The sequence below is a fragment of the Avibacterium sp. 20-132 genome (assembly GCF_023611925.1).
In the GTDB taxonomy this organism is placed as follows: Bacteria; Pseudomonadota; Gammaproteobacteria; order Enterobacterales; family Pasteurellaceae; genus Avibacterium.
In genome coordinates, this window is record NZ_CP091456.1 from 2,097,996 (window position 1) to 2,123,926 (window position 25,931).

The window sequence follows — 25,931 nt, forward strand, 5'->3', positions numbered from 1 at the left end:
GACGCATTACCGTGATTTAGATCACAGACTTGAGGAATAATGTAGATAGTTAAAAATAGCGTTATTTCAAATAAAAATAAGACAGTGTGGACAGCCCCTTATGTACCATTTGTACAGTGCGGTCGCTGTTGCCTTGTCTTATTTTCATTTTAAACGACTAGAAAAGAGCTGAACAAAAAATAGGTTCAGCTCTGAATGGCGGATCGCGCGATGTTGAAATAACATTGCATTGGCTTGATTTGCCGTACGCTGTGCGTTAGTTACTCAAATATAAACAATGATAGCTTATTGATTTGGCTCAAGCACTTCAATTTCTGCATTGCTGTGCAATCCTCTTGGAAGTTGGCTTCCTTTGCGTCCACGTTCAGCACGGAAACGTTGTAAATCTTCCGCTTTAAGGGTGATTTTACGTTTGCCTGAGTGGAAGACCAAGCTAGCTTGCTCAGAAATGAGTAATAATCGCACCAATAATTCAGAACGATCTTTCGCATTCGCCGCAGGAATAGAAATAATTTTGTTGCCTTTTCCTTTGGATAATTCAGGTAAATCTTGCACAGGGAAAATCAACATTCGTCCTGCTGAAGTTAATGCAACGAGTAGTTGTTGATGTGCCTGTAAGGTTAAAGGTGGCAGTACTTGCGCGTTTTCAGGAAGTGAAATTAATGCCTTCCCAGCTTTATTTCGTGCCACTAAATCACTAAATTGACAAATAAATCCATAACCCGCATCAGAAGCCATTAAGAGTTTTTGATCCTCATTTTCCATTAATACTTGGCAAACGCTTGCACCTGCGGGTAAGGTCAGTTTACCTGTTAGCGGTTCGCCTTGTGAGCGTGCTGAAGGTAAAGACAGCGGATCAAGCGCATAGCTACGTCCTGTGCTATCAAGAAATACAACAGGCTGATTACTTTTCCCATAAGCGTGAGCAAGGTAGCTATCACCTGCTTTATAACTGAGGTTCTGGGCGTCAATATCGTGTCCTTTTGCACAACGCACCCAACCCATTTGCGATAAAATTACCGTAACAGGTTCGGCTGGGATCATTTCATTTTCTGCAATGGCTTTGGCTTCAGCACGCTCTATAATGGGTGAAAGGCGAGGGCTGGCAAAGGTTTTGGCATCTTGTTGAATTTCTTTTTTAATTAATGTATTTAAGCGACGTTCTGAAGCTAAAATCTGTTCTAAATTTAACCGCTCTTGCGCTAATTTATCTTGTTCAGCTTGTAGTTCGTGTTCTTCCAATTTGGCTAATTGGCGTAAACGTAAATTTAAAATGGCTTCGGCTTGTTCATCAGTTAAATCAAAACGAGCCATCAGTTCTTGTTTCGGCTTATCTTCATTACGGATAATGGCAATCACCTCATCAATATTTAAAAAGGCAATCATCAAACCTTGTAAAATATGTAAGCGATTTAGCACTTTATCTAAACGATGTTGTAAGCGTTTTGTGACGGTGCTACGACGGAAACTAAGCCATTCAGTAAGAATTTGTAACAGATTTTTGACAGCAGGTTTGTTGTCCAAGCCAATCATATTCATATTAACACGATAGCTTTTTTCCAAATCGGTTGTGGCAAAAAGGTGATCCATTAAGACATCACAATCTACTCGATTAGAACGCGGAACAAGCACGATTCGAATTGGGTTATTATGATCGGCTTCATCACGAATATCTTCAACCATAGGCAATTTTTTAGCGGTCATTTGCTCGGCAATTTGGCTAATGATTTTCGATGGAGAGGCTTGATGTGGTAACGCTGTGATGACAATCTCGCCGTCTTCTTTTTTCCACACGGCACGCATTTTAATTGAGCCACGCCCTTGCTCATAAATTTTTCGGATATCTGCTTTGCTGGAAATAATTTCCGCTTCCGTTGGATAATCAGGACCTTGTAATACGGTCATTATTTCATCTAAATCCGCGTTGGGATTATCAAGTAGCATTATTGCGGCTTCGGCAACTTCATTAAGATTATGTGGTGGAATATCGGTTGCCATTCCCACCGCAATTCCTGTTGTGCCATTGAGCAAAATATGTGGTAAACGTGCGGGTAAATACTGTGGTTCTTCTAATGTTCCATCAAAATTGGGTTGAAATTCCACTGTCCCTTGTCCAAGTTCACCTAATAGGATTTCAGAAATTTTAGACAGACGTGATTCGGTATAACGCATCGCTGCGAACGATTTCGGATCATCGGGGGCGCCCCAGTTTCCTTGTCCATCGACGAGTGGGTAACGATAAGAAAAAGGTTGTGCCATAAGCACCATTGCTTCATAACAAGCGGTATCGCCGTGTGGATGGAATTTACCTAATACGTCCCCGACAGTGCGTGCAGATTTTTTATATTTCGCGGTGGCATTGAGTCCCAATTCTGACATCGCATACACAATACGGCGTTGCACAGGTTTTAATCCATCACCAATAAAGGGCAATGCACGATCCATAATCACATACATTGAATAATTTAAATAGGCACTTTCGGTGAAGTTTTGCAGTGGCATTTGCTCAATGCCTTCGTAATTAATTTCTGCCATAACGTTGTTTTTCTCTTATATTCGTTAAAATTAAAGTGCGGTGTAATTTTGGGTTATTTTTTAATGTTTAAATCCAGTGGAAACATCCGCATCGGGGTTACGCTCGTGATAAGGTTCGTCTTTTAATTTTCCGCTGAAAATTTGTGGATTTTCCTCTCCACTGACTATTAATACCCCTTTTGCCCCTTTTTCTGTACGGAAAATGGAATGATCCACGAAAGGATAGATGCCGGGTACGGGAATCGTCGTTTCTGCCATCATCGCGCCACCAGCAGGAATCAAGGTGGTTTGCACATTGTGATTTTGTAATGAACCGCCTTCCACATACACGGTATCAAAAGGTTTACCAATCAAATGAAAGGAAGAAACCTTATTAGGGCCTGCATTACCTACATAAAAACGTAGTTTTTCGCCCACTTTCGCTTTTAAGGCGTTATCCCCAAGCATCGAACCGTAATGTCCGTTAAAGACCACATAATCAGGGAGTTCATAGCTTGCTTTTTGCATACTAAAAACCTGTAAGCCCGCTTCGCCAAATTCCCCTTGCGTATAAAATTCGTTTTGGACAATATAAAATTCTTTATCGACAGGGGGTAAACCGGCTTTAGGCTCAACGAGCATTAAACCAAACATTCCTTTACCAATGTGTGTTGGTGCGCCCGGCATTGCTGCGCAGTGATAAAGATAAAGCCCGGGCGATAGCACTTTGAACTGATAAATGCTGGTATGTCCCGGTGCTGTGTTGCTTGCTAATGCGGTGCCTTCAGGAGCAGCCGAAGAATGAAAATCAATGCTATGTGGTAATTTGGCATTGATTGGGTTGGATAAATGCACTTCCACCGTATCGCCCTCACGTACACGGATAAAAGGAGCGGGGGTTGAGCCATTATAGGTCCAATATTTAAATTGAACCTTAGGCATAATTTCCATAATTTTTTCTAACGCTTCTAGTTTTACTACCACCCGTGCTGGGTAATCGCGTGTAATTGGGGCGGGGACATTCGGTGCGGTAGTGAGTTCTGCTTCAATTACAGGTAATGAGGTGGAATCTTGTTTTTGCTCTGCAGATAAAGGGGCATTTTGCTTAATACTGTTCTTTAAAGTTTGAGTAAAATCAAGCAAAGATTCTTGTACCACATTTTGTACTGTGGTGGTTAAATTTTCAGCTGAATTTTCTACCGCACTTTGCATATTTTTTGCCACTTCTTGCATTGCCTGTTGCAACTGCGTAAGGGAATGCTGTAATTGTGCGTTTTGTGCTGTGCTTGTGGCATCATCTGCATTTTTTTCTGCCTGTTGTGCTTGCTTGATTGATGAAGATGTGCTTGCCGTATTGATTTCATTGGCGGCAAATGCAAACGGAATATTGGTAAAAAGTGCGGTGCATAATAATGCGAAAATAGTTTTTTTCATCGCGATTCCTTATACGCTAAGATCAACTTGATCACCTTTGGATTGTAGCCAGCTTTTGCGATCTTCTGCGCGTTTTTTAGCTAACAACATATCCATTAATTCAAAGGTTTCTGTTTGGTTTTGCTCATTCTCTTGATCAAAGGTGAGCTGTACTAAGCGACGTGTATTGGGATCCATTGTGGTTTCCCGCAACTGGCTTGGGTTCATTTCCCCTAACCCTTTAAAACGTTGTACATTGATTTTCCCTTTCTTATTTTTGAGGCGATCTAAAATCCCTTCTTTTTCCCCTTCATCAAGGGCGTAATAAACTTCATTACCGATGTCAATGCGATAAAGCGGTGGCATTGCCACATAAACGTGGCCTTCTGCCACCAGTTTCGGGAAATGGCGTAAGAATAGGGCGCAGAGTAGGGTAGCAATATGCAAGCCGTCAGAATCCGCATCGGCTAGAATACAAACCTTGCCATAACGTAACTGAGAAAGATCGCTATTGTCCGGATCAATTCCCAATGCCACAGCAATATCGTGGACTTCTTGTGAACCAAGAACTTGATCGGCGGAGACTTCCCAAGTATTTAGAATTTTCCCTCTAAGCGGTAGAATGGCTTGATATTCACGATCTCGCGCTTGTTTTGCCGAGCCGCCAGCAGAGTCTCCTTCAACTAAGAATAATTCAGTTAAGGCTAAATCTTGTGAGCTACAATCTGCTAATTTCCCCGGAAGGGCTGGACCGCTCACTTGTTTTTTGCGCACCACTTTTTTCGCTGCCCGTAACCGCCGTTCAGCAGAGCTAATCGCCATTTTGGCCAGTTCTTCCGCTTCTTGTACATTTTGGTTGAGCCATAAACTAAACGCATCTTTTACCACACCGCTGACGAAAACGGCACTTTGACGGGAAGATAGACGTTCTTTCGTTTGTCCTGCAAATTGCGGATCTTGCATTTTGATAGAAAGCACATAAGCACAGCGATCCCAAATATCATCGGCGGTAAGTTTAAGCCCTCTTGGTAATAAATTGCGAAATTCGCAAAATTCACGCATTGCATCGAGCAACCCTTGGCGTAAGCCATTAACGTGCGTTCCGCCTTGAATGGTGGGAATTAAGTTTACATAACTTTCACCTAATAAATCACCGCCTTCAGGTAACCAGAGTAATGCCCAACTTGCGGTTTCTTTTTCTGTTTCAAAATTTCCAACAAAAGGCGAGGCGGGGAGTGTGGTATAGCCTTCTACGTTTTCTGTTAAGTAATCGGATAAACCGTCTTGATATAGCCAAACATCTTCTGTGCCGTTTATTTTATCAATAAAGCGAATTTCTAATCCCGAACAGAGAACCGCTTTGGCACGTAATAAATGGCGTAAACGGCTAACAGAGAAGTTACTGCTATCAAAATATTTTGGGTTAGGCTTGAAATGCACAGTCGTGCCAGTTGTACGGCGTCCACAAGTGCCAATTACCTCTAATTCTTGGACTTTTACACCATTTTCAAAGGCGATTTTATAGACCTGTCCATTACGTTTAATTTGAATATCCACACGGTCAGAAAGTGCATTCACCACAGAAATTCCCACGCCGTGCAAACCGCCAGAGAAGGTATAGTTTTTATTAGAAAACTTTCCTCCCGCGTGCAATTTAGTAAGGATTACTTCAACGCCAGAAACCCCTTCGCTAGGGTGAATATCCACCGGCATTCCACGCCCATTATCAATCACTTCAAGGGATTGGTCTTTATGTAAAATCACTTCGATTTTTGTGGCATAGCCAGCAAGTGCTTCATCAACACTATTATCAATGACTTCTTGCCCTAAGTGGTTTGGGCGCGTAGTATCCGTGTACATTCCGGGGCGCAGTTGAACGGGTTCGAGATCTTTTAAAACGGTAATTTCATTGGCGGAATAATTCGTTGTCATTGGGGTTTCCGTAATTTAATAATAAAAATTGCTAAAAGTTTAGCAAAAAAACCAACTGATACAAAAGTGCGGTTGGTTTTTTTGCTTTTTTTATTCGTTACCTAAAACGCCTAAATTCCAGTTTATTGCCTCTTTAGGGCGTTTTTCTTGTAATAAGAAATGTTGGTTAGCTTTTGCTTGAGGTTGCACCACCGTGCTTGATGGGGTAGAGAATGCAATGCCACCTTTTAACAATTGTTGCATTGATCCTGTATTAATAGATAGCCCAGTGAAACCTAATTCCATACCATAGCCTGAGGCGATCCAAAACTCAGAATTTTGACGCACGAGAGATTTATGCTTATTGGCAATGACAATATGCACCAATACTCGATCACCAATGGAATTCAATTCCAAATTGCGAATTGTCCCCACTTCAACCCCTCGATACATAACAGGGGAACCCACGGTGATATTCATTGCATCTTTGGTTTCTAAAATTAATGGGAAACCATCACCATATTTATTGGTTGTTGGCACGGATTGTGTTAAACGAAATTGATTGCGTATTTTTCCGCTACCCGCTTCGACATCAATATAAGGTTGTAATAAACTGTCTAAATTTTCAATACCACCGGCGGAAATTTGTGGTGAAATGAGACGGAATTTACTGTTTTCTTTCGCAATCATTGCCATATATTGAGGATTAATCAATGCGGTGGCAATAATTTTGCGATCTGCGGAAAGCTCGATGCGATCCACTTCACCAATGGTTAAGCCCATATAACGTAATGGCATTCCTTTGCTTAGATTTGTGGCATCACTTGCCGTGAGCTTAATGATTTGTCCAGCGGATTTGGCACGCATTTCATTTGGATAAAGAATTTTATTCCCTGAACCGCTGTTATCAAAGCTAATTGCCCCTTTTAGGGTGCGTGCAATAGGCGTTGCTTGGATACTGATTCCTTTTGGCGTAATATCTACCTGCGCAGCACTTTCCACCCAGAATAGGCTTTTATTGGTCAGTAGATCACGATTTTTAGGATAAATGAAGACATCGACATCAAAATGATCTTTTTTCGGATGAATGGCGAGAATTTTACCCACTTCATATTGGCGATAAAGCACAAGAGAGCCTTTATCAATACTCGGTAGTTGTGAGGTGGTTAAGGTAATCGTTGGGGTGAGATCATTGCTCACAATACCCGCTTCTGCATTGCTGAGATCACTATATAAAGGAAAACTTTCAGGCAATTTTCCAGATTGATGACCCGCAACAATACGAATACCACCTTGAAGCCATTTTTCTGGTGTAGCTGCTTGCATTTTTATCCCATCAGCGCCAAGGCTCACTTCAAAATTCGAGGCAGCAATAAACAGCGTATCTGGGTGGATTAAATGGCGGTATTTACTTGCAATAGCAATGTTAAAATGCACATTATCTTGTTCGATAGATTGGCTCACAATTTCACCAATGGCAAAATTATTATAATAAATTTGTTGCCCTTCACTTATATTATAGGTTTCTGGTGCAGTTAAGGTTAGCACCAGCGTATCAGGTTGTTTAAGTAAAAGCTCATTCTCTTTGATGACATTAAATTGCGTCTGTTTTTCACCGCTACCACTGACGACATCAAAATATTCGCCCCGTAATAATTTTTGCGGATCTGAGAGTTCATTTAAGCTAAATTTTGTGTTTCGTAATACTATTTCGGTGTTAGTTTTGAATAAGTTTTCAGCACTAGGATCAATAAGTAATTTGCCCTGTAAAATTTTCTCATTATTTTCCACCGCACTTAACTCAGAAAGTAAACCGATTTGTGCATCTTGTGAATATACAGCGGTTTTACCTGCTTTTAATCCCGCTATATTTGGCATAGTGATATTAACTTCAATGCCACGTTTGGCTGCTTGTAAGTTGGCATATAATCGGTAACTGGTATTATTTTCCGCTTGAGGGCTATTTTGTGGGGAATCAAATGCCACCGCACCTTGAACAACCGCATTCAAACTATCTACCTTGACATTAATGCCAGACATACCAATATTGGCGTTAATCCCACTGATGTTCCAGAAATGGCTGTCTTTTTTTACAAATTGCGTATAAGGCTTATCGATCACAACATCAATTTCAATTTTCTTTTGATCTTTTGTGAAACGGTAATCATAAATTTTCCCTACGGGCATTTTTTTGAAATAGACAGAGGCGCCAATAGAGATCGAGCCTAAGTCATCAGCAAGTAAATGAATAAGCAAATCGCCTTCAGTAACTTGAGCTATCGGCCCTTCATCTTCTGCCACAAATTCATCTTCTGATTCACCATCACCGGGTTGCAGGGTAATGTAGTTACCAGAAACCAGCGCATCAATACCTGAAATACCGGCTAAAGAAGCACTTGGACGAACTAACCAAAATTTGGTGTTTTGGCGTAAGACCGTTTTAGCTTCGGGGTAGATACTTGCAGCGACTTCGACTTTTTTCAGATCATCAGTGAAATTCACCTTTTTTACCACCCCGATCTGCAAACCTTGATAGCGAATTTGCGTTTTCCCTGCGACTAAACCATCGCCATTATCAAAGGTAATTTTGATACTAATCCCTTGTTCTTGTATTATTTGAAAGAACAAAATCGCCCCAATACATAAGGCAATAAACGGCAACAACCAAAAAGGTGAAATCCGTTTATTTTTATGAATAGTGGCTTGTACTTGTTGATAATTTTCTTCAATACTATTTTTGTTTTTTTCTGTCATAAATCTTCCAAAGTAAACGACTGTCAAACTGTGAAGCTGAAATCATTGTTAAAAATACGGCTGCACCAAAATAGAACGCAGCAGGACCAACGGAAAAATTAATAATCTGTCCACGAGCAACAAGGGACATCATCAAGGCGAGTACGAATAAATCTAACATCGACCAACGTCCAACAAAATGCACGAGATGAAACAGACGCATTTGCCATTTTATAGATTGGTGAATATTGAAATGTACACAAATTAAGAGATAAAGCAAAATAAAAACTTTACTGATTGGGATAAAAATACTGGCTGAAAAGACAACGAACGCCACAAAGTAACTGCCCATTTCAATAAACGTCATTACCCCAGACATCAAGGTATCCGCACTTGGTGCGCCATTGACATAAACCACCGACATAGGCAATAAATTAGCAGGGAAAAGCATAATAATCCCCGCAATTAAGGTTGCCCAAGTGCGTTGCAACCTAATATTTGCAGAAACTTCCGTGATGGTGAGGCAACGCGGGCAACGCTTACGATGTTTGCTATCTTGATAAGGTTCGGTAAAAGTATAATGACATTCCAAACACACGCAAGGTGGTTTCTTGGGCATTGCAGTTAAAAATCTGTCTTGTGGATAAAAATCATTCCATAATGCATTAAGATTGAGCTTAATAAAGAGCAGAGTAGTTAAAAGTGCGGTGAAAATAAAGGCAATTAAATAAATATCAAGGCTAAGCGTGGCGTATTCTCGTACTTTAAACATTGTTACCCCTAAGGCAACCAAATACACATCAAACATCACCCAAGGTTTAATGTATCCCAACGCGAGTAAAATATTACGCGGCTTAATGCCGAATATTTGTGAAAGACGAAGTAAAATAACCAAAATCGCAAAAGAAATGGGCATAAATACGGCACAAAGAAAAATTAAAAATGCCGTATATGGATAGCCTTCCGTTGCCATTTTCCATACCCCTTGCCATATTGATGCCTCTACCCGTGTACCCAGTAAATCAATACTCAATAAAGGATAGTTCAAGGCAAAAGGCATTAAAATCAACATAGATAGCGCAATCATTGAGCAACGATGTAAACTCCAACGGCTGCCCGAATATAGCACTTCATCACAGCGAGGACATTCTGCATATTCGCTTGCTTTCAATGTTGGCACAGACACCGTGGCATCGCAATGAGAACAACGTGCAATATGCTGTTTGGCGTAATCTGTGCTGTTTAACGGTTTAGTCATTAAATACGATAAGTGAAAATAAAATCGCTATTTTATATGGATTTAAATGGTTTTCAAAGTGCGGTGATTTTTTACGGAAAATTTAGGCAAAAAGTACCGCACTTTGTTTGATTGACAAAATTTGTGATGCTTATTAATCTTGAATTGTCGCTGCTACGATTGAAAGGAGGCAAAGTGTGCTGAATTTATTCAAGAAACCAATTAATAAAAGTGATTTCGAATCTTGGTCAAAAATGTCAGATGATATTGCTAAGGTTGCAATTTTAGCGATACCTGTTATTCTGTATGGGAAAGATTCTATTGCAATAAAATGCTTAAATACCGTTCTACTTGGTGGAGCGATTTATCTCTTTTTAGTAGGCGGACGCTTATTTAGGGAAAAAGCAAAGGGAGGAAAATAATGGAAATGACATTTGGACTTGTTGTTTTTGCATTAATCGGTTTGATTGTTGCATTAACGGCAACTTATCTAACAAAACATTAAACGTTATTTTTTTTAAGCCTGCAACGCAGGCTTTTTCATTCTAGTTCATCATAGCCCACCGCTTACGGTGGGCTTATTCATATACATTTTGCATCACGCATTAGCAATTCAGCATAAACTCGATCAAAAAATTGCCATTTTCTTCTAATTTAAGCTAGAATAGCGCAGATTTTTTTATTCAAAATTAGTGGTATGTGAGATTACACAATGACAGAAGTGCAGAAATTAACAAATAACAAAGAAATTATTGCTTACCTTGCGGAAAAGTTTCCGCGCTGTTTTTTCCTTGAAGGTGAGGCAAGACCGTTGAAAATCGGAATTTTCCAAGATTTAGCCGAAGCCCTTGCTGATGATGAAAAAGTGAGCAAAACCCAATTGCGTCAAGCATTGCGTTTATATACAGCAGGTTGGCGTTATTTATATGCTTGTAAAGAGGGAGCTGAACGCGTTGATTTGCAAGGTAATCCGGCAGGCGTATTAGAAAAAGAACACGCAGAACACGCCGCACAAAAATTAGCAGAAAGCAAAGCAAAAGTGGCGGAAAAACGTGCTGCGGAACGTGCGGCAAACCCAAAAACCAATAAAAAGCCAGCGCGTCCAAATAGTAACAAAGCGAATGGCAAAAAAACGAATAGACCTAATTTAGTTGCAGTAGATCTTGCTACTTTAACGCAAGGGGCGACAGTAAAAGTCAAAGCAGGAAATAGCACAAAGCGTGCCGTGGTTTTAGAAGTGGTGAAAGACAATGTACGTGTTGAACTTGAAAATGGTTTAATAATCTCTGTCACCGCAGAGCGCTTATTTGCATAATTCTCGTTATTTATTGAGTTAAGTAAAGAAGTCATCATTGTGATATTTACTTTGATTAGGACATTTGAATGAAATTTAATAAAAGAAAAGGCTACTTAGCCGGTTTGCTGCTAAGTGCCTTATTTGTTAATGCGGATCTTGCCGTTGCTGTTGCCCCTAAATTGAAGGCGGCAGATATTGTCATTCCAGAACCAACTGAAACGAACCAGTTGGTAACAAAGCGCGTTGCAACGCGTTTAACCCAATCTCATTATCGTAAGTTTCAGTTAGATGATGACTTTTCGCAAAAGATTTTTGATCGCTATTTAAAAAATTTAGATTTTAACCGGAATACGTTCTTGGCTTCAGATGTGGCAGAAATGCGCGCTAACTATGGCGATAAGCTAGACGATCAGCTTAACCAAGGTAAGCTAGATATGGCGTTTGCGATGTACGATCGAATGATGAAACGCCGTTATGAACGTTATAAATATGCCTTATCTCTTTTAGATAAAGAGCCAAATCTCAGCACAGATGATCAAATTGAGATTGAACGCAAGGATGCAGCTTGGCCAAAAACGGAAGAAGAGGCCAATGCACTTTGGGCGCAACGCGTTAAAAATGACATTATTAACTTGAAGCTCAAAGGCAAGAATTGGCGTGAAATCAAGAAAACCTTAACCAAACGTTATGATTTAGCGATTCGCCGTTTAACACAAACGAAAGCTGATGATATTCTTCAAGTGTATTTGAATGCCTTTGCGCGCGAAATTGATCCACATACCAGTTATCTTGCACCAAGAACGGCAAAAAGTTTTAATGAAAGTATGAATCTTTCTTTAGAAGGGATTGGGGCAACATTACAGTCGGAAGATGGCGACACGATTATAAAATCCTTGGTCGCTGGTGCGCCAGCAGATCGCAGTAAAAAAATTAAGCCGGGAGATAAAATCGTAGGCGTTGGGCAGGCGAAAGGGGAAATTGAAGATGTTGTCGGTTGGCGTTTAGATGACGTGATTGATAAGATCAAAGGGAAAAAAGGTAGCAAAGTTCGTTTAGAAATTGAGCCAGAAAAAGGTGGCAAATCCCGTATTGTTACCCTTATTCGAGATAAAATCCGTTTAGAAGACCAAGCTGCCAAATTAACCGTTGAAAAGGTGGAAGGTAAGCAAATTGCTGTTATTAAAATTCCAAGTTTTTATCTGGGCTTAGCGGAAGATGTGAAAAAACTGCTTGTGGAAATGAAACAGAAAAATGCACAAGCATTGATCATTGATTTGCGTGAAAACGGTGGCGGTTCATTAAAAGAAGTGGTTGAATTGACCGGCTTATTTATTACCGATGGGCCAGTGGTTCAGGTGAGAGATGCTTATCAACGCATTCGTATTCACGAAGATCCAGATAATACGCAAGCGTATTCAGGGCCATTATTGGTGATGATTAATCGTTTTAGTGCCTCTGCGTCAGAAATTTTTGCCGCTGCAATGCAAGATTATAACCGAGCTATCATTATTGGGCAGAATACCTTTGGTAAAGGCACGGTTCAACAAAGTCGTCCATTGAATTTTGTGTTTGATTCGGAAGAAACGCCAATGGGGCTTATTCAATACACCATTCAAAAATTCTACCGTATCAATGGCGGAAGTACTCAGTTGAAAGGGGTTGCGCCAGATATTACTTTCCCTTCAGTCATTGATTTGAAGGAATATGGTGAAGAAAAAGAGGACAATGCATTACCTTGGGATAAATTACCACCCGCTCCTTATTCAGAGGCAGGAAATGCAAGAGAAGCCGTTAATGCGTTAGAAGCCCCGCATATTGCTCGAATGGCAAAAGATCCTGAATTTATAGCCCTTAATGAAGATCTTAAAGTATTGGATGCACGCCGTGAGCGTAAATATTTATCATTGAATTTTGCAAAACGTAAAGCAGAAAATGATAAAGATGATGCAAAACGCTTGAAAGACCTCAATGCACGCTTTAAACGTGAAGGCAAAAAGCCATTGAAGAAACTGGATGATTTGCCGAAAGATTATGAAGCACCTGATTTCTACTTAAAAGAAGCAGAAAAAATGGCGGTGGATCTCATTAATTTTGATGAAAAACATCCTCTTTCGGAAAAAGAGGTTACGCCGAAAAATAACTAAATTTCTCACCGCACTTTTATAAGTGCGGTACTTTTTATTGTGATTTTTATATTTAAGGACTCTAGAATGTTAAAAACGACTTCATTTAAGTTAGCTACATGCGCGGCTTTATGGACGTCTTGTACTTATGTGGGAACAGCTATTGCAACAAACCCGGTTCCTGTTGTGAATGCTGGGCAATCTTCAATGCCTGTAACGGTAAAACTCACCAATGAACAGCTTTTACTTGAACGAAAAGCAATTGCTGAGAAAATTTCAGCAGAACGTAAAGCAGAAGAAGATCGTCTCAATGCAGAACAGCAACAGCGTTCAGAACAGCGTTTAACGGATATTATTGGCACACAACCGTTAATGTTTAAATCTGCCGTTGCCAAAATTTATACACAAAATGATTATATTTTGCTATGGGAAGATAAAAAAGCGGAGAAACAGTTTTTACGCGAGTATGCGGCATTAGTTGCGAGTGGCATTTCTCGTCAATCTGCACAGAATTTAGATCGTATTTACAATGCTGAAGGCAAAGATCGTTTGATCTATGATATTTTGCTGACTGACGCTTTCCTTGATTATCTTTATTATTCACAAAATGTCTTAAAATCTGCACAGAAATGGTTGTATTCTCCAACAGCGTATAAAAGTGCCGAACCGACTGAGCAGGACATTTATCGTTGGTTAAGTGCGGTGAAAAATAATCAACATTTTGAATTTGTTGCGCAGCTTGCGGGGAAAAATAGCTTATATCGTCAAACGTTATACCAGCTAGAAGCGTTAATTTCTTCAGGAAAAATAGATCCTAATCAACGCTATAAATTGGCGATCAACACACAGCGTTTAAGAATTTTGCCTGAGTTTAATAATGGACTTTTTGTGAATATTCCAAGTTATCAGCTTAATTATTATCGTAATGGTAAACTGGTGATGAATTCACGTGTTATCGTAGGTAAACAAGCACGTAAAACCCCTGTGATGTACAGCAAGTTAAGCAATGTTGTAGTCAATCCACCTTGGACACCCACAACGCGTTTAATTAATGAAGATCTTGTACCAAAAATCAAACGCGATCCGGGCTATGTGGCTCGTAATGGTTATACGATTACAGACGGCTCTGGGCGTATCATTGATCCGCATTCCATTAACTGGGAAGCAATGGGCAGCAAATTCCCTTATCGTATTCGCCAAGCACCGGGGGATAGTGCATTAGGAAATTATAAATTTAATATGCCAAGTGCTGATGCGATTTATTTGCACGATACACCAAACCATAATTTATTTAACAAAAAAGATCGTGCCTTAAGTTCAGGCTGTATTCGCGTTGAACAATCTGATCAGTTAGCCAGTATTTTATTGAAAGAAGTCGGTTGGTCTGATGAGCGTAAGCGTAACGTACTGGGTAGTAAGAAAACCACTTCTGCCAATGTTGGGTCAGACAATCCTGTTTATCTTTATTATGTAACGGCTTGGATGAATGGTGGAAAATTACATACCTTGCCAGATATTTATGGTTATGATGTTGTACCAAATCTAAACTATGTAAACTGGAATGCGGTAAAAAAATATTTGATGTAATTCCTAGCACATTGAAAAATGATTTTTATTAAATTTTTTTACTTTTTTATGAACTAATTAGAAAGTGCATAGTCAAAAAGTAAAGAATTGTAAATTTAGCGTAAAGAATTATTAATATGAGTGACATTAATCAGCAACGCCGTAAATGGCTTTCCCTTGGGGGGATTACTTTAGGTATCTCGTTATTACCAAACTCTGTATTAGCAATGGTATCAACAGCGAAACCACGCATTCTTAACTTTAGAAATATTAATACGGGTGATCGTTTCACAGGGGAATTTAGTCCGACAAAAGGGTTCTCTACGGCAAGTCTGAAAAAATTGGATTACTTATTACGCGATAAACGTAATAATCAGATCCGTCGAATGGATCCAAAATTATTTAATAAGTTTTACCAAATTCAAAGTCATTTAGGTTTGCGCAATACAGAAATTCAGATCATTTGTGGCTATCGTTCGCCTGCGAGTAATGCTGCAATGCACAGAAGAAGTCGTGGTGTTGCAAGTAATAGCTACCATATTCGTGGACAAGCAATTGATTTTCGTATTGATGGTGTACCATTAGCGCAGGTTAGAAAAGCCGCAGAAAGCCTTAATAATGGTGGTGTAGGGTATTATCCTAGAAGTAATTTCGTGCATATTGATACAGGGCCTGTTCGCACTTGGCGTGGAAGCTGATTTACACTATTTTTTATAGAAAACCGCAAGTAAGTTTGCGGTTTTCTTATTTCAATTTAAACAGTTTTAGTAAAGGAAAGAAAATGAATATTGAAATTATCCCAGTTACTGCATTTCAACAAAATTGTTCAATTATTTGGGACGATGAAAAAAATGCCGCAATTATTGATCCTGGTGGCGAAGCCGAAAAGCTCATTAAACGGATTGAAGAACTAGGATTAAATCTACAATTGATTTTGCTTACTCATGGTCATTTAGATCATATCAGTGCAGCAGAAAAACTGAAAAATCACTTTAATGTGGAAATTTGGGGTTCTCACGATGCCGATCGCTATTGGTTTGAAGGCTTACCACAACAAGCAGAACGCTTTGGAATGTTATTTGAAACAAACGCCTTTTTGCCCGATCGCTGGTTAAATGAAGAAGGGGAAACCATTAAAGTGGGGGACTTCAATTTTGAAGTGTTGCATTTACCGGGGCATACACCGGGGCATATTGGTTTTATTGAACATAACAAGAACATTGCATTTACTGGTGATGTGCTTTTTCAAAACAGCATTGGACGCACAGATTTCCCCGGCGGCGATCATCAAACCTTGCTGAACTCAATTAAAGAAAAACTTTATCCGTTACCTGACGAAATGATCATCATTGCAGGCCACGGAAATTACACGACTATTGGCAAGGAAAAGAAAAGCAATCCGTTTTTGCAGGGAATGTAGCTTTATTAAAGCAAAAAAATTTAGGCATTAAAGAATGCCTAAATTTTTGTATCAATATCAGAAACTTTTATCGAACAACAAATTAATATTTTTACTTTGATAGGAATACAGGGAAGGAATATTACTTACTTGTTTCTTCCAACTAAATTGTAATTTAGGGGTAATTCCCCATAAATGCCAATCTCGCTTCCATAGCATTAATTGGGCTTGGTAAATTTTGTCAGAGCGTATTTTACCTAAGGGCAATATGCCACCTAATTTGGCTTCCGCTTTGTATTGGCGTTTCGCAAAAGAAAAAGATAAGCGCGAAGAGATACCTTTTCCCCATTCTTGCCCCCAGCCTAAACGCAGCGTTTTTATATCTGAACTATATTGACGAACCCGCGTCTTTTCACGATTAAAATCAATACCCGTATAAAAATATTGGCGAGCATTGCGCAGCCATAATGCCGTAATAGAAGCAAGCTGATTAAAACCATTTGAACTGGGTTGTGAAAAATAACGTTGCTTACTATATTCAAGTGCTGTAGAAATCTGCCAATTTGGAGAAAGCCAACGAGAAAGTTCACTGCGTAATCCCTGTTCCCATTGATAGCGGTGTTTCCCTACCCAGCGGCGACCATAAAAAGGCAAAATTTTCCAATTTTGCACCGCACTTTTATTCATATAGCCTAAATAAGTGCGGTTTAAAATATCGTTATAATCTTTATTATCCCAATAATATTTTCCCCATAATGTATTTTCAAAATAAATATAATGATTAGAAAATAAATTATATTCTTTAGAAAGATTAAAGTGATAAGCGATGCCGTGCGCAGATTGTGGTAACATTTCTTTTGATTTTATAAAACCTGTATTTTCTATTTCTTGAGTGTGAGATGTATTATTAACATTAGGATCACGCAAATAATTGAAGCTCAAGTTATTTTGCCAGTCAGAATGTTGTTCAATTGCATTCAAATACTGGTCAAGTAAATGTGCAATATTCGCTGGTAAATTTGGTTCAGCTTTGGCTTTCTCAAATTGTTCTTTGGCAGCAGTTAATTGCTGATCGGCAAATAGGGTTGTCGCAAGTTCAATTCTTACAGGGTTTAAATTAGGATTTATGGCAAGAATTTGACGAAAATAAGAAATCGCCACGTCATAATGTTGCTGTAATTTGGCAGAAACGCCTTGAGTGAATAAAACTAAAATAGTCTTCTTTTGCGGGAATTTATTATATATTAGTAAAATATCTTCGATGAGTTCTTTATGTTTTTGTGATATAGCTAATTTTAGAATATATTCAGTTAATTCATAATTATTTATTAGATCTTTTTCTGAAATTATCTCTGTCTTATTAGTATAGCTATTATTTTCCTGTTTAGGATAAGATTGAACATTTTGACTGTAACGATTTTGGATAATTTCTTGAGAGGTTAATAATTCACCATAAATAGAGGTAGATAAACTTATTAAGAAAGAAAATTGGAAAATTTTTTTCATAGATTTCTCAGTATTAAAAAGGCTAAATAGAAATAAATTATTCTATTTAGCCATAATTAGTTAATTAGCTTCTTTTTCAGCTACGAAAACAAATTTTGAATTAGCAACATTCCCTTCACCTGCTAATTGGTGTGCATTTTGTCCCATAAACACACCTTTATATTCTCCAGCCTCATCACCAAAATTACCTTTAGTTTTTCCGCTAAAAGTAATTTTATTATTTTCTGTTTGAATTGTTCCTTTTTCTAATTTTATAGTTCGAGCAAATGATGAATAATGATCATAACCAATTTCCCCCTCAATGGTTTTATCATCAAAGTTCACGTTGAGAACAACATCTTGCCCTCCGCCTAAAGCTCTACCTGTATATTCAGCTTGTCCAGAGATTGTTTCGAGAGTCTTATCTAAGGTTGGTACGCCACCATAACTTAATATATATTCGTCATCTGATTTTCTATAACCAATATAAGCCCAATGCCTCATTGCTATTCCTGCATCTTCTAAATTATAAGATTTTTGAGAAATGCGGATTTGTAATGGTTTACCTCTATCATCTACCGTATCTTTCACTTTTTCAATTAATTTAACTTTTTGGAGCTGATATTGTCCATCATCTTTATAGACTTTGTCTGTACGATAACCATTTGCAGAAATATCTAAAGGTAAGAATAGGGCATTTTCATTAGTGATTTTGGTATTATCCGCATCTTTTAAGATCATCTCGCCAACAAACTGAGCTCTATTTTGGATATATGTTTGATTATTTACTTTGTGAAGTTCGTTTATATCAGGTTTAGCAATAGAAAAATCCTCAAAATCTTTAAATTCATCAGGAAGAGTATCTTTCTTATAAGTTTCTTTCGCTAAATAATCCTCTTCAGCTTTACTAGCTTCTTCGGCTTTACGGGTTTCTTCAGCTTTACTAGCTTCTTCGGCTTTACGGGTTTCTTCAGTTTTACGAGCCTCTTCGGCTTTACGAACCTCTTCAGTATTTTTTGAGATTGTGGAATTTGTCGTATTGCCTGTATTTGAACTTCCACTTCCTGATGAGCCGCAAGCCACGGCACTAAGAGAAATTAATAAGGCTAATGCTGTTGTTTTGAGATTAGGTTGCATAAGAACTCTCCTATGTTTGCGTGAAAAAATAAAAGTTTGGTGTTTATTTTTAGGAAAAAACTGAACTGATTTTCTAAAAAACTGCAAAACTTTCTTAGTTTAAAAAAAAAAAAAAAAAAACAAGGGCTTAGCTCAAATTTTTAGAAAATTTGTGATCTTTGAGGGGGGGGGGGGAGGTAGAGTTTGTGGATCTTTGTGAAAAATGCGATAAAAACCACCGCACTTTAGAATAATTGAGCGGAAAGGGTGGCGTGCCACCCTTATTTTTAGCGGTTATTTCAAAATTAAAATCGGTTTTTTGCCGTAACGCGCTACTTTTACCGTGTTGCTGCTTAAGCCTTTGGCGTTTGGTTTGCTGCTGGCGAGCATAATGATGAGATCCACTTCTTTTTCATCGGCAATGCGGTTGATTTCTTCATAAATTGTGCCGTGGGCGACAATATGTTGTACTTTTGAGCCTTCAGGAAAGTGGGCTTTGGTGAAATCGTGTAGGGTTTTGTTGGCTTCTTCGATGACGGATTTGTCAAAGTTTTTCGGTAAAAATGCGGAGATAAAGCTGTCATCAATGGGTTCGATAATGGTAGCAACACGGTAAATCGCATTAGGATTGTGGTTGGTGAGTTGAAGGGCGGTGTCCACCACATATTTTGCGCTTTTTAGATTGCTTAGATCAATGGCAATAAGCAGTTTGTTGTACATAATAAGATCCTTTGATTGGGTTGCGGTTTGTGCGTTTTATATTTTGCTAATTTCATAAAATTTTGACCGCACTTTAGGGGCTGTTGATAACTCATTTTGCATTTGAGCTGGTGGCTATTTTTTGTGAGAACAAGGCGAACGGGGTGAAGTTTAGCCATTCTAAACGAACCACGTTCAACACAGTTATCACAAAAAATAGCCCCAGCCCTTCGGGTTAGCTTTAAAATTTGCGTACTCTTTGTTGCAGTTCTCACCAAGAGAACCACTCTTGGTTTTAAACTGCACCGCGATTACGCTAATTTTAAACGATAACTCAAATGCAAAATGAGTTATCAACAGACCCTAACAAAGTGCGGCCAATTTTTTATTGTTTTTTCGATCTACGGCGTTGATTAAATCCAACAAGGAGAATAATCAATAAGCCCGGAATGAACATCCATTCTTTGGCGATAGCCACTTTTGGTAAAGAAATATCGAGTAGGGTTTGATCCCAATTTAAGCCTGCTTTGGCGGCAGGGGAATCAATTTCAACCATATCAATAATGACTTTTGGTGTCGCTTTGCCATCAATTTCAATGCTTTCGCCTGTATTGAGCAAGGTTAAGCCGAGTTTATTTAGGCGCTCTTCACCGGTTTTTCCTTCTGGCACGCTGAGTTCAGAATAGAACTCAATTTGTTTTCCATAAGGATTGGTGCCGGCCACTTTGACGGTAATTTTTTCATCAACTGGCACTTTTTCCAACTCTTGTGCCAAATGCACTGGCTCAATGTGATAAGACGTTGGCGAAATATATTCCATAAAGAAACCAGGGCGGAAAATAATAAATGCCGCAAAAATAAGGGCAATAGTTTCCCACACCTTGTTCTTAGTGATGAAATAATTCATTGTGGCGGAAGTAAAGGCGAGTATGGCAATGGTAGAGACCACGGCAACCAATATGCCTTTTGCCCAGCCCACATCAATTAATAGCAGATCTGTATTAAAGATAAATAAGAATGGCAAGATTGCGGTTCTTAAGCTATAAAAGAACGCCACTAACCCTGTTTTTATTGGATTGCCTCCCGATACCGCAGCGGCTGCAAAAGAAGCAAGGCCTACTGGCGGGGTTACGTCTGCCATAATGCCGAAGTAAAAAACGAATAAATGTACGGCAATCAGTGGGACGATTAAGCCATTTTGTTTTCCGACTTCGACTATAACCAGCGCCATTAATGATGACACGACGATATAGTTGGCAGTGGTTGGCAAGCCCATTCCAAGAATTAAGCTGAAGATTGCCACAAGGATAAGCATAAGCAAGATGTTACCCATTGAGAGCATTTCGATAATGCCTGAAAGTTGCACGCCAAAGCCAGTCAGAGAAACCACCCCAACGATAATACCAGCTGTTGCGGTAGCGATCCCAATCCCGATCATATTTCGCGCACCGGTTTCTAATCCATCAACAAGCGAATGAAAACCTTGTTTAAACTGATCTTTGCTAATCGGTTTATTGCGGAAGAAGTTAAGCAACGGATGTTGAGTAACGAGAATAACCATTAAGGTAACAGTTCCCCAGAAAGCAGAAAGACCCGGTGAGAGCATTTCAACCATTAAGCACCAAATGAGGACGACCACTGGAATCAAATAATGTAACCCAGCATTTACCGTTGGTTTTGCTGAAGGCAGTTTTACCACGGGTGAGTTAGGATCATCTATTTCTAAATCAGGAAATTGTGCAACACGGCGAATTAATGCAAAGTACACTAAAGCTAATGCGATAGCAACAATCAAAAAGCTATGTTCAGGTGCGATAGTTTTGATCCAACCTAAGGCAAATTTGACTCCAATAACTAAAACAATGACGGCTAGAATTGTGCTCACTAATTTTAGTAAGGTAATTAAGAATGGATTTGGTGGATCTGTTCTTGGTAAACCGTGCAAGTTCATTTTTAATGCTTCTAAATGCACAATATAAACCAAGGCAATATAAGAAATTAATGCTGGTAATGCCGCATAGGTGATAAGTTGGCTATAAGGCATATTGACATATTCAATCATCAAGAAAGCAGCTGCGCCCATTACTGGTGGCATAATTTGCCCATTCACGGAAGAGGCAACTTCTACTGCGCCTGCTTTTTCTGCGGAAAAGCCAACACGTTTCATCATTGGAATAGTGAACGTTCCTGTGGTTACGACGTTAGCAATTGATGAACCTGAAATAAGTCCAGTTAAGCCTGATGACACCACGGCGGCTTTAGCCGGCCCACCACGCAGATGACCTAAATAAGCAAAAGCGGTTTTAATAAAATAGTTACCTGCTCCCGCTTTATCTAATAATGCCCCAAATAAAACAAAGAGGAAGACATATTTAGTAGAAACCCCCAATGCAACACCAAACACCCCTTCAGTGGTTACCCATTGCTGGTTCACCATTTGCGAAAGTGAGCCTGAACGGTGGCTAATGATCCAATCCGTTGGCAAAAACTGACCAAAATAGTTATAAGCTAAAAAGACGCTAGCAATAATCACTAAAGGTAAACCAAGGCTACGGCGACAAGCCTCTAACAGTAATAATACACCAAGGCAGCCTGCGATAATATCTTGCGTATTAGGCGCACCAAAACGTGTTACTAAGCCTTCATAAAAGAAAATGTAATATGCCCCTAAAAATGCGCCAAGCGTAGCAAAAAACCAGTCTAACAACGGAATGCGGTGTTTTGGCGAAGTCGCAAACGCAGGGAAAGATAAATAGGCTAAGAACAATGCAAAGGCAAGGTGGATCGAACGTGCTTTAGTATCATCGATCACCACATTAACATCTACCCCAAAATTTCGTATGACTTCTTGTAGCCAAAATGGAAATGGCGAGGTGTAATATAATTGAAATAATGACCATAAAATTGCGGTAATAACAATCAGTTTCCTGCTTGCACCAGTAGGATTTCGTCCGCCTGAATCATTGGAGGCGACCATATCTTGCAGATCATCGTAATCCATTTTTTTTGTGGATTCGGACATAAAATCTCCCGAAAAATTTTAAAATAATGAAAACAGAAAAAGGCAGGGCTAAGCCTGCCTAAATAATAAAGATGAAATTATTGTAACCAACCGCGTTCTTTATAGTAACGTACCGCACCATCGTGTAATGGCGCAGAAAGGGCGTTTTTAATCATCCCTTCTTCTTTTAGGTGAGCAAATGCAGGATGTAAGCGTTTGAAACGATCGAAGTTATCAAAGACGGCTTTTACCACTGCGTAAACTTTGTCATCAGGTACATCTGAAGAGGTCACTAAAGTGGCATATACCCCGAATGTTTCTACTGGATTATCTGTGCCACGGTACAATCCACCCGGAATCGTCGCTTTGGCATAGTAAGGATTTGCTGCCACTAAGCGATCAATGGCTTCACCTGTAACAGGCACAAGATGGGCATTACAAGAAGCCGCAGCTTCTTTCAAAGCACCATTTGGGTGACCTACGTTATAGGTAATCGCATCTAAGTTGTTATCACACATCACTGATGCCATTTCTGCAGGTTTTAACTCGGAAGCGACTTTAAATTCTTTATCCGTCCAACCTTTAGCCGCTAAAATAACATTCATTGTTGCACGCGTACCTGAACCCGGATCGCCGACATTCACACGTTTCCCTTTCAAATCATCAAAAGAGTTAATATTAGCATCATCACGTGCCATTAACGTGAATGGCTCTGGGTGAATTGAGAACACAGCACGCAATTTATCATTTTTCTTACCCGCAAAGGAGCTTGTACCGTGGTAAGCGTGATATTGCCAGTCTGATTGTGCAATTCCCATTTCCATTTGATCTGCCGCGATAGCATTTAAATTTGCCACAGAAGCACCTGTTGAAGGGGCATTACATTTGATATGAGTTTTTGCGGTATCACGATTTACTAATTGGCAAATGGATTGTCCCACCACATAGTAAACCCCTGTTTGACCGCCTGTACCAATGGTAACAAACTGATCTTCCGCTTGCACAGAAAAAGACGTGGCTACGACACCAGCGATAAGCGAGAGTTTTAATAATTTTTTCATTTTTACTCCTTTACTGTTTAATTTATAGAAGGCTTAATCACTTTAGAACAAAAGCTTATGCCTAAGAGATGTTGTATTGCCCTAAAACTTTTACAAAAAATTTACAGACGAACAAGATATACCCTAGATTGCCTCTTGTTGCAATCATTTTTTACACGAGTGCGGTAGGGTTTTGACGAATTTTTGTCCATAAAAATGAAATGTGAGGAACTTTTTTATAAAAAAGGAAACTAATAGGAGAATTCACGGGAAAGCATTCCCATCTTACCCCCGCAAGGGAATCTTCATTAACCTAAGGAGTTAAAATGAAAACATTAAAATCGGTATTAGCATTAAGTTTAGCAATGGCAGTATCATCAACCGCCTTTTCTACAGAAAAAGTAGGCGCAACTGACGCGGTAAAAAATACCGTTAAAACAATGAAACAAGATAAAACGTTTGCCACAGAAAAAGCCAGTAAAGTAAAAGACAATGTTCTTGATGCGAAAAGTGCGGTAGAAAATAAAGCAAAATCCGCTAAAAAACTAGGCGAAGATAAAGCGACTTTAGTGAAAGAAAGTGCAACAAAAGCGAAAGATAAACTGGCAGAAAGTAAAAAAACCGTTGAAAGCAGCGCTAAATCAGCGAAAAAATCGCTAGAAGAAAAAGCGACGTCAATGAAAGCGGGGGCAATAAAAGCGAAGGATAAAATGACTGATAGCAAAAACTCAGCTGAAACTAAAGCCAAAGAAAGTGCTAAATCCGCCGCTGAAAAAGTGAAAACAAAAGCATCAGATAAAGCTAAATCCCTGACAGAAAAAGCGAAAACTTATGCAGGTGAAAAAATCAACATCAACAAAGCAGATGCTAAAACATTGCAAAACCTTTCAGGTATCGGTGAAGCAAAAGCGAATGCCATTGTTGAATACCGCAATAAAGTAGGAAAAATTAAATCTGTGGAAGAATTATCTAATATTTCGGGGATTGGCGAAGCAACGATCGAAAAAATCGCCCCTTATTTAAGTTTCTAAAAATTTGTTAAAAAACCACCGCACTTTAAAAGTGCGGTGGTTTTTTTGTCCTTTTTCGTTATTCTTTTCCTTCCAACGGAGTAAACGGACGTTCTGTGTGTCCTGTATAAAGTTGGCGAGGACGTACAATCTTCATATTGCCCGGCTTAAACATTTCTTTCCAGTGTGCGATCCAACCGACTGTTCTTGCAAGCGCGAAGATAACCGTAAACATTGAGGTTGGAATGCCTATGGCTTTTAAGATAATACCTGAATAGAAATCTACATTTGGATAGAGTTTGTGATCGATAAAATAGGGATCGCTTAATGCAATACGCTCTAGTTCCATTGCTACATCGAATAATGGGTTATCAATATTCAATTCTTTAAGCACTTCGTGGCAGGTTTGACGCATCACTTTCGCACGAGGATCATAGTTTTTATAAACACGGTGTCCAAAACCCATTAAACGAAATGGATCGTTCTTGTCTTTGGCGCGCGCGATATATTCTGGAATGCGTTCAATACGACCAATTTCCTCTAACATATTGATACAGGCTTCGTTTGCACCACCGTGTGCAGGCCCCCAAAGGGAGGCAATACCCGCAGCAATACAAGCAAACGGATTCGCCCCTGAGGAAGCAGCAGTTCGCACCGTAGAGGTCGAGGCGTTTTGTTCGTGATCGGCGTGTAGGATAAAAATGCGATCCATTGCACGTTCAAGTACGGGATTGACTTCATAAGGCTCACAAGGCGTTGCGAACATCATATGTAAGAAATTACCTGAATAAGAGAGTTTATTCAGCGGAAACATAAAAGGCTGCCCGATAGAATATTTGTAACACATCGCGGCAAGTGTTGGCATTTTGGCCAGTAGGCGAATCGCGGTAAGTTCACGGTGTTCAATGTCATTAATATCTAAGGAATCGTGATAGAACGCAGCTAATGCACCACTTACCCCACACATAATTGCCATCGGATGAGAATCTCGGCGGAACCCGTGGAAGAAACGGGAAATTTGTTCGTGGACAAGGGTATGTTTGCGCACCAATTGGCGGAACGCTTTGTATTCTTCTGCATTTGGGCGTTCGCCAAATAATAATAAGTGTGCGACTTCTAAATAATCCGCATTTTGTGCTAAATCAGCAATCGGATAACCACGGTGGAGGAGAATGCCGTTGTCGCCGTCGATATAGGTAATTTCAGACACACAAGAGGCGGTGGACATAAAACCGGGGTCAAAGGTAAAAAGTTTATTTTTTACTAGAGATTGAACGTCAATGACATCATAGCCGAGTGAACCTTTACGCATTGGGAGTTCAAGTTCACGTCCATCATTTAAGGTGAGTTTTGCATTTAATTCTGTCATAGATCTTCCTCTTTTGTT

18 protein-coding genes are annotated in these 25,931 nt (G+C 39.4%); 7 read left to right on the forward strand and 11 right to left on the reverse strand.

Going from position 1 to position 25,931, the window contains the following annotated elements; all coding sequences use genetic code 11:
• Positions 1-285: 285 nt before the first annotated feature.
• The 5 genes from parC to L4F93_RS10110 form a co-directional block, all read right to left on the reverse strand.
• Positions 286-2,535, reverse strand: a complete 2,250-nt coding sequence (parC, locus tag L4F93_RS10090) for a DNA topoisomerase IV subunit A (protein WP_250350121.1) — start codon at positions 2,533-2,535, stop codon at positions 286-288.
• Between the two features lie 60 nt (positions 2,536-2,595).
• A complete protein-coding gene (nirK, locus tag L4F93_RS10095; protein WP_250351681.1) occupies positions 2,596-3,624 on the reverse strand; it encodes a copper-containing nitrite reductase in 1,029 nt (342 codons plus the stop codon).
• 333 nt (positions 3,625-3,957) lie between these two features.
• Positions 3,958-5,859: a DNA topoisomerase IV subunit B gene (gene parE / locus L4F93_RS10100; RefSeq protein ID WP_250350122.1), complete on the reverse strand. Its 1,902-nt coding sequence runs from the start codon at positions 5,857-5,859 to the stop codon at positions 3,958-3,960.
• Positions 5,860-5,949: 90 nt separating this feature from the next.
• Positions 5,950-8,592, reverse strand: coding sequence for a PqiB family protein (locus L4F93_RS10105; protein ID WP_250350123.1), 2,643 nt, complete (start codon positions 8,590-8,592; stop codon positions 5,950-5,952).
• On the reverse strand, positions 8,570-9,829 hold the full coding sequence (locus L4F93_RS10110) for a paraquat-inducible protein A (protein WP_250350124.1): 1,260 nt from the start codon (positions 9,827-9,829) through the stop codon (positions 8,570-8,572). The genes L4F93_RS10105 and L4F93_RS10110 overlap by 23 nt, the downstream gene beginning before the upstream one ends.
• Positions 9,830-10,005: 176 nt before the next feature.
• Between L4F93_RS10110 and L4F93_RS10115 the strand changes: the two genes are divergently transcribed.
• From L4F93_RS10115 to L4F93_RS10140, 6 genes are all read left to right on the forward strand, one after another.
• Positions 10,006-10,230 (forward strand): hypothetical protein, encoded by a 225-nt coding sequence (locus L4F93_RS10115; protein WP_250350125.1) that lies wholly within the window; start codon positions 10,006-10,008, stop codon positions 10,228-10,230.
• A gap of 290 nt (positions 10,231-10,520) precedes the next feature.
• Positions 10,521-11,123, forward strand: coding sequence for an RNA chaperone ProQ (gene proQ, locus L4F93_RS10120; RefSeq protein WP_250350126.1), 603 nt, complete (start codon positions 10,521-10,523; stop codon positions 11,121-11,123).
• A gap of 68 nt (positions 11,124-11,191) precedes the next feature.
• Entirely contained in the window at positions 11,192-13,249 is a 2,058-nt protein-coding gene (gene prc / locus L4F93_RS10125) for a carboxy terminal-processing peptidase (protein WP_250350127.1), read from the forward strand.
• Between the two features lie 66 nt (positions 13,250-13,315).
• Complete coding sequence (locus L4F93_RS10130) at positions 13,316-14,815, forward strand: L,D-transpeptidase family protein (protein WP_250350128.1); 1,500 nt, start codon at positions 13,316-13,318, stop codon at positions 14,813-14,815.
• 116 nt (positions 14,816-14,931) lie between these two features.
• Positions 14,932-15,492 carry a YcbK family protein gene (locus L4F93_RS10135; protein ID WP_250350129.1) on the forward strand — a complete coding sequence of 187 codons (561 nt, stop codon included), beginning with the start codon at positions 14,932-14,934 and terminating at the stop codon, positions 15,490-15,492.
• An 83-nt stretch (positions 15,493-15,575) separates the two neighbouring features.
• Positions 15,576-16,214 (forward strand): MBL fold metallo-hydrolase, encoded by a 639-nt coding sequence (locus tag L4F93_RS10140; RefSeq protein WP_250350130.1) that lies wholly within the window; start codon positions 15,576-15,578, stop codon positions 16,212-16,214.
• Between the two features lie 57 nt (positions 16,215-16,271).
• Here L4F93_RS10140 and L4F93_RS10145 read toward each other — a convergent pair whose 3' ends face one another.
• From L4F93_RS10145 to L4F93_RS10165, 5 genes are all read right to left on the reverse strand, one after another.
• Positions 16,272-17,699 (reverse strand): surface lipoprotein assembly modifier, encoded by a 1,428-nt coding sequence (locus L4F93_RS10145; RefSeq protein ID WP_250350131.1) that lies wholly within the window; start codon positions 17,697-17,699, stop codon positions 16,272-16,274.
• Between the two features lie 60 nt (positions 17,700-17,759).
• Positions 17,760-18,815, reverse strand: coding sequence for a factor H binding protein domain-containing protein (locus L4F93_RS10150; protein WP_250350132.1), 1,056 nt, complete (start codon positions 18,813-18,815; stop codon positions 17,760-17,762).
• Between the two features lie 273 nt (positions 18,816-19,088).
• The gene (locus L4F93_RS10155) at positions 19,089-19,514 is read right to left on the reverse strand and encodes a universal stress protein (RefSeq protein WP_250350133.1); all 426 of its coding nucleotides are present in this window, start codon (positions 19,512-19,514) and stop codon (positions 19,089-19,091) included.
• Between the two features lie 364 nt (positions 19,515-19,878).
• Positions 19,879-22,515, reverse strand: a complete 2,637-nt coding sequence (locus L4F93_RS10160; RefSeq protein ID WP_250350134.1) for a TRAP transporter permease — start codon at positions 22,513-22,515, stop codon at positions 19,879-19,881.
• Positions 22,516-22,592: 77 nt separating this feature from the next.
• A complete protein-coding gene (locus tag L4F93_RS10165; protein ID WP_250350135.1) occupies positions 22,593-23,555 on the reverse strand; it encodes a TAXI family TRAP transporter solute-binding subunit in 963 nt (320 codons plus the stop codon).
• 305 nt (positions 23,556-23,860) lie between these two features.
• Between L4F93_RS10165 and L4F93_RS10170 the strand changes: the two genes are divergently transcribed.
• Complete coding sequence (locus L4F93_RS10170) at positions 23,861-24,565, forward strand: ComEA family DNA-binding protein (protein ID WP_250350136.1); 705 nt, start codon at positions 23,861-23,863, stop codon at positions 24,563-24,565.
• Positions 24,566-24,623: 58 nt separating this feature from the next.
• On the opposite strand, the gene L4F93_RS10175 is transcribed toward L4F93_RS10170, so the two are convergent.
• A complete protein-coding gene (locus tag L4F93_RS10175; protein WP_250350137.1) occupies positions 24,624-25,913 on the reverse strand; it encodes a citrate synthase in 1,290 nt (429 codons plus the stop codon).
• Between the last annotated feature and the right edge of the window lie 18 nt (positions 25,914-25,931).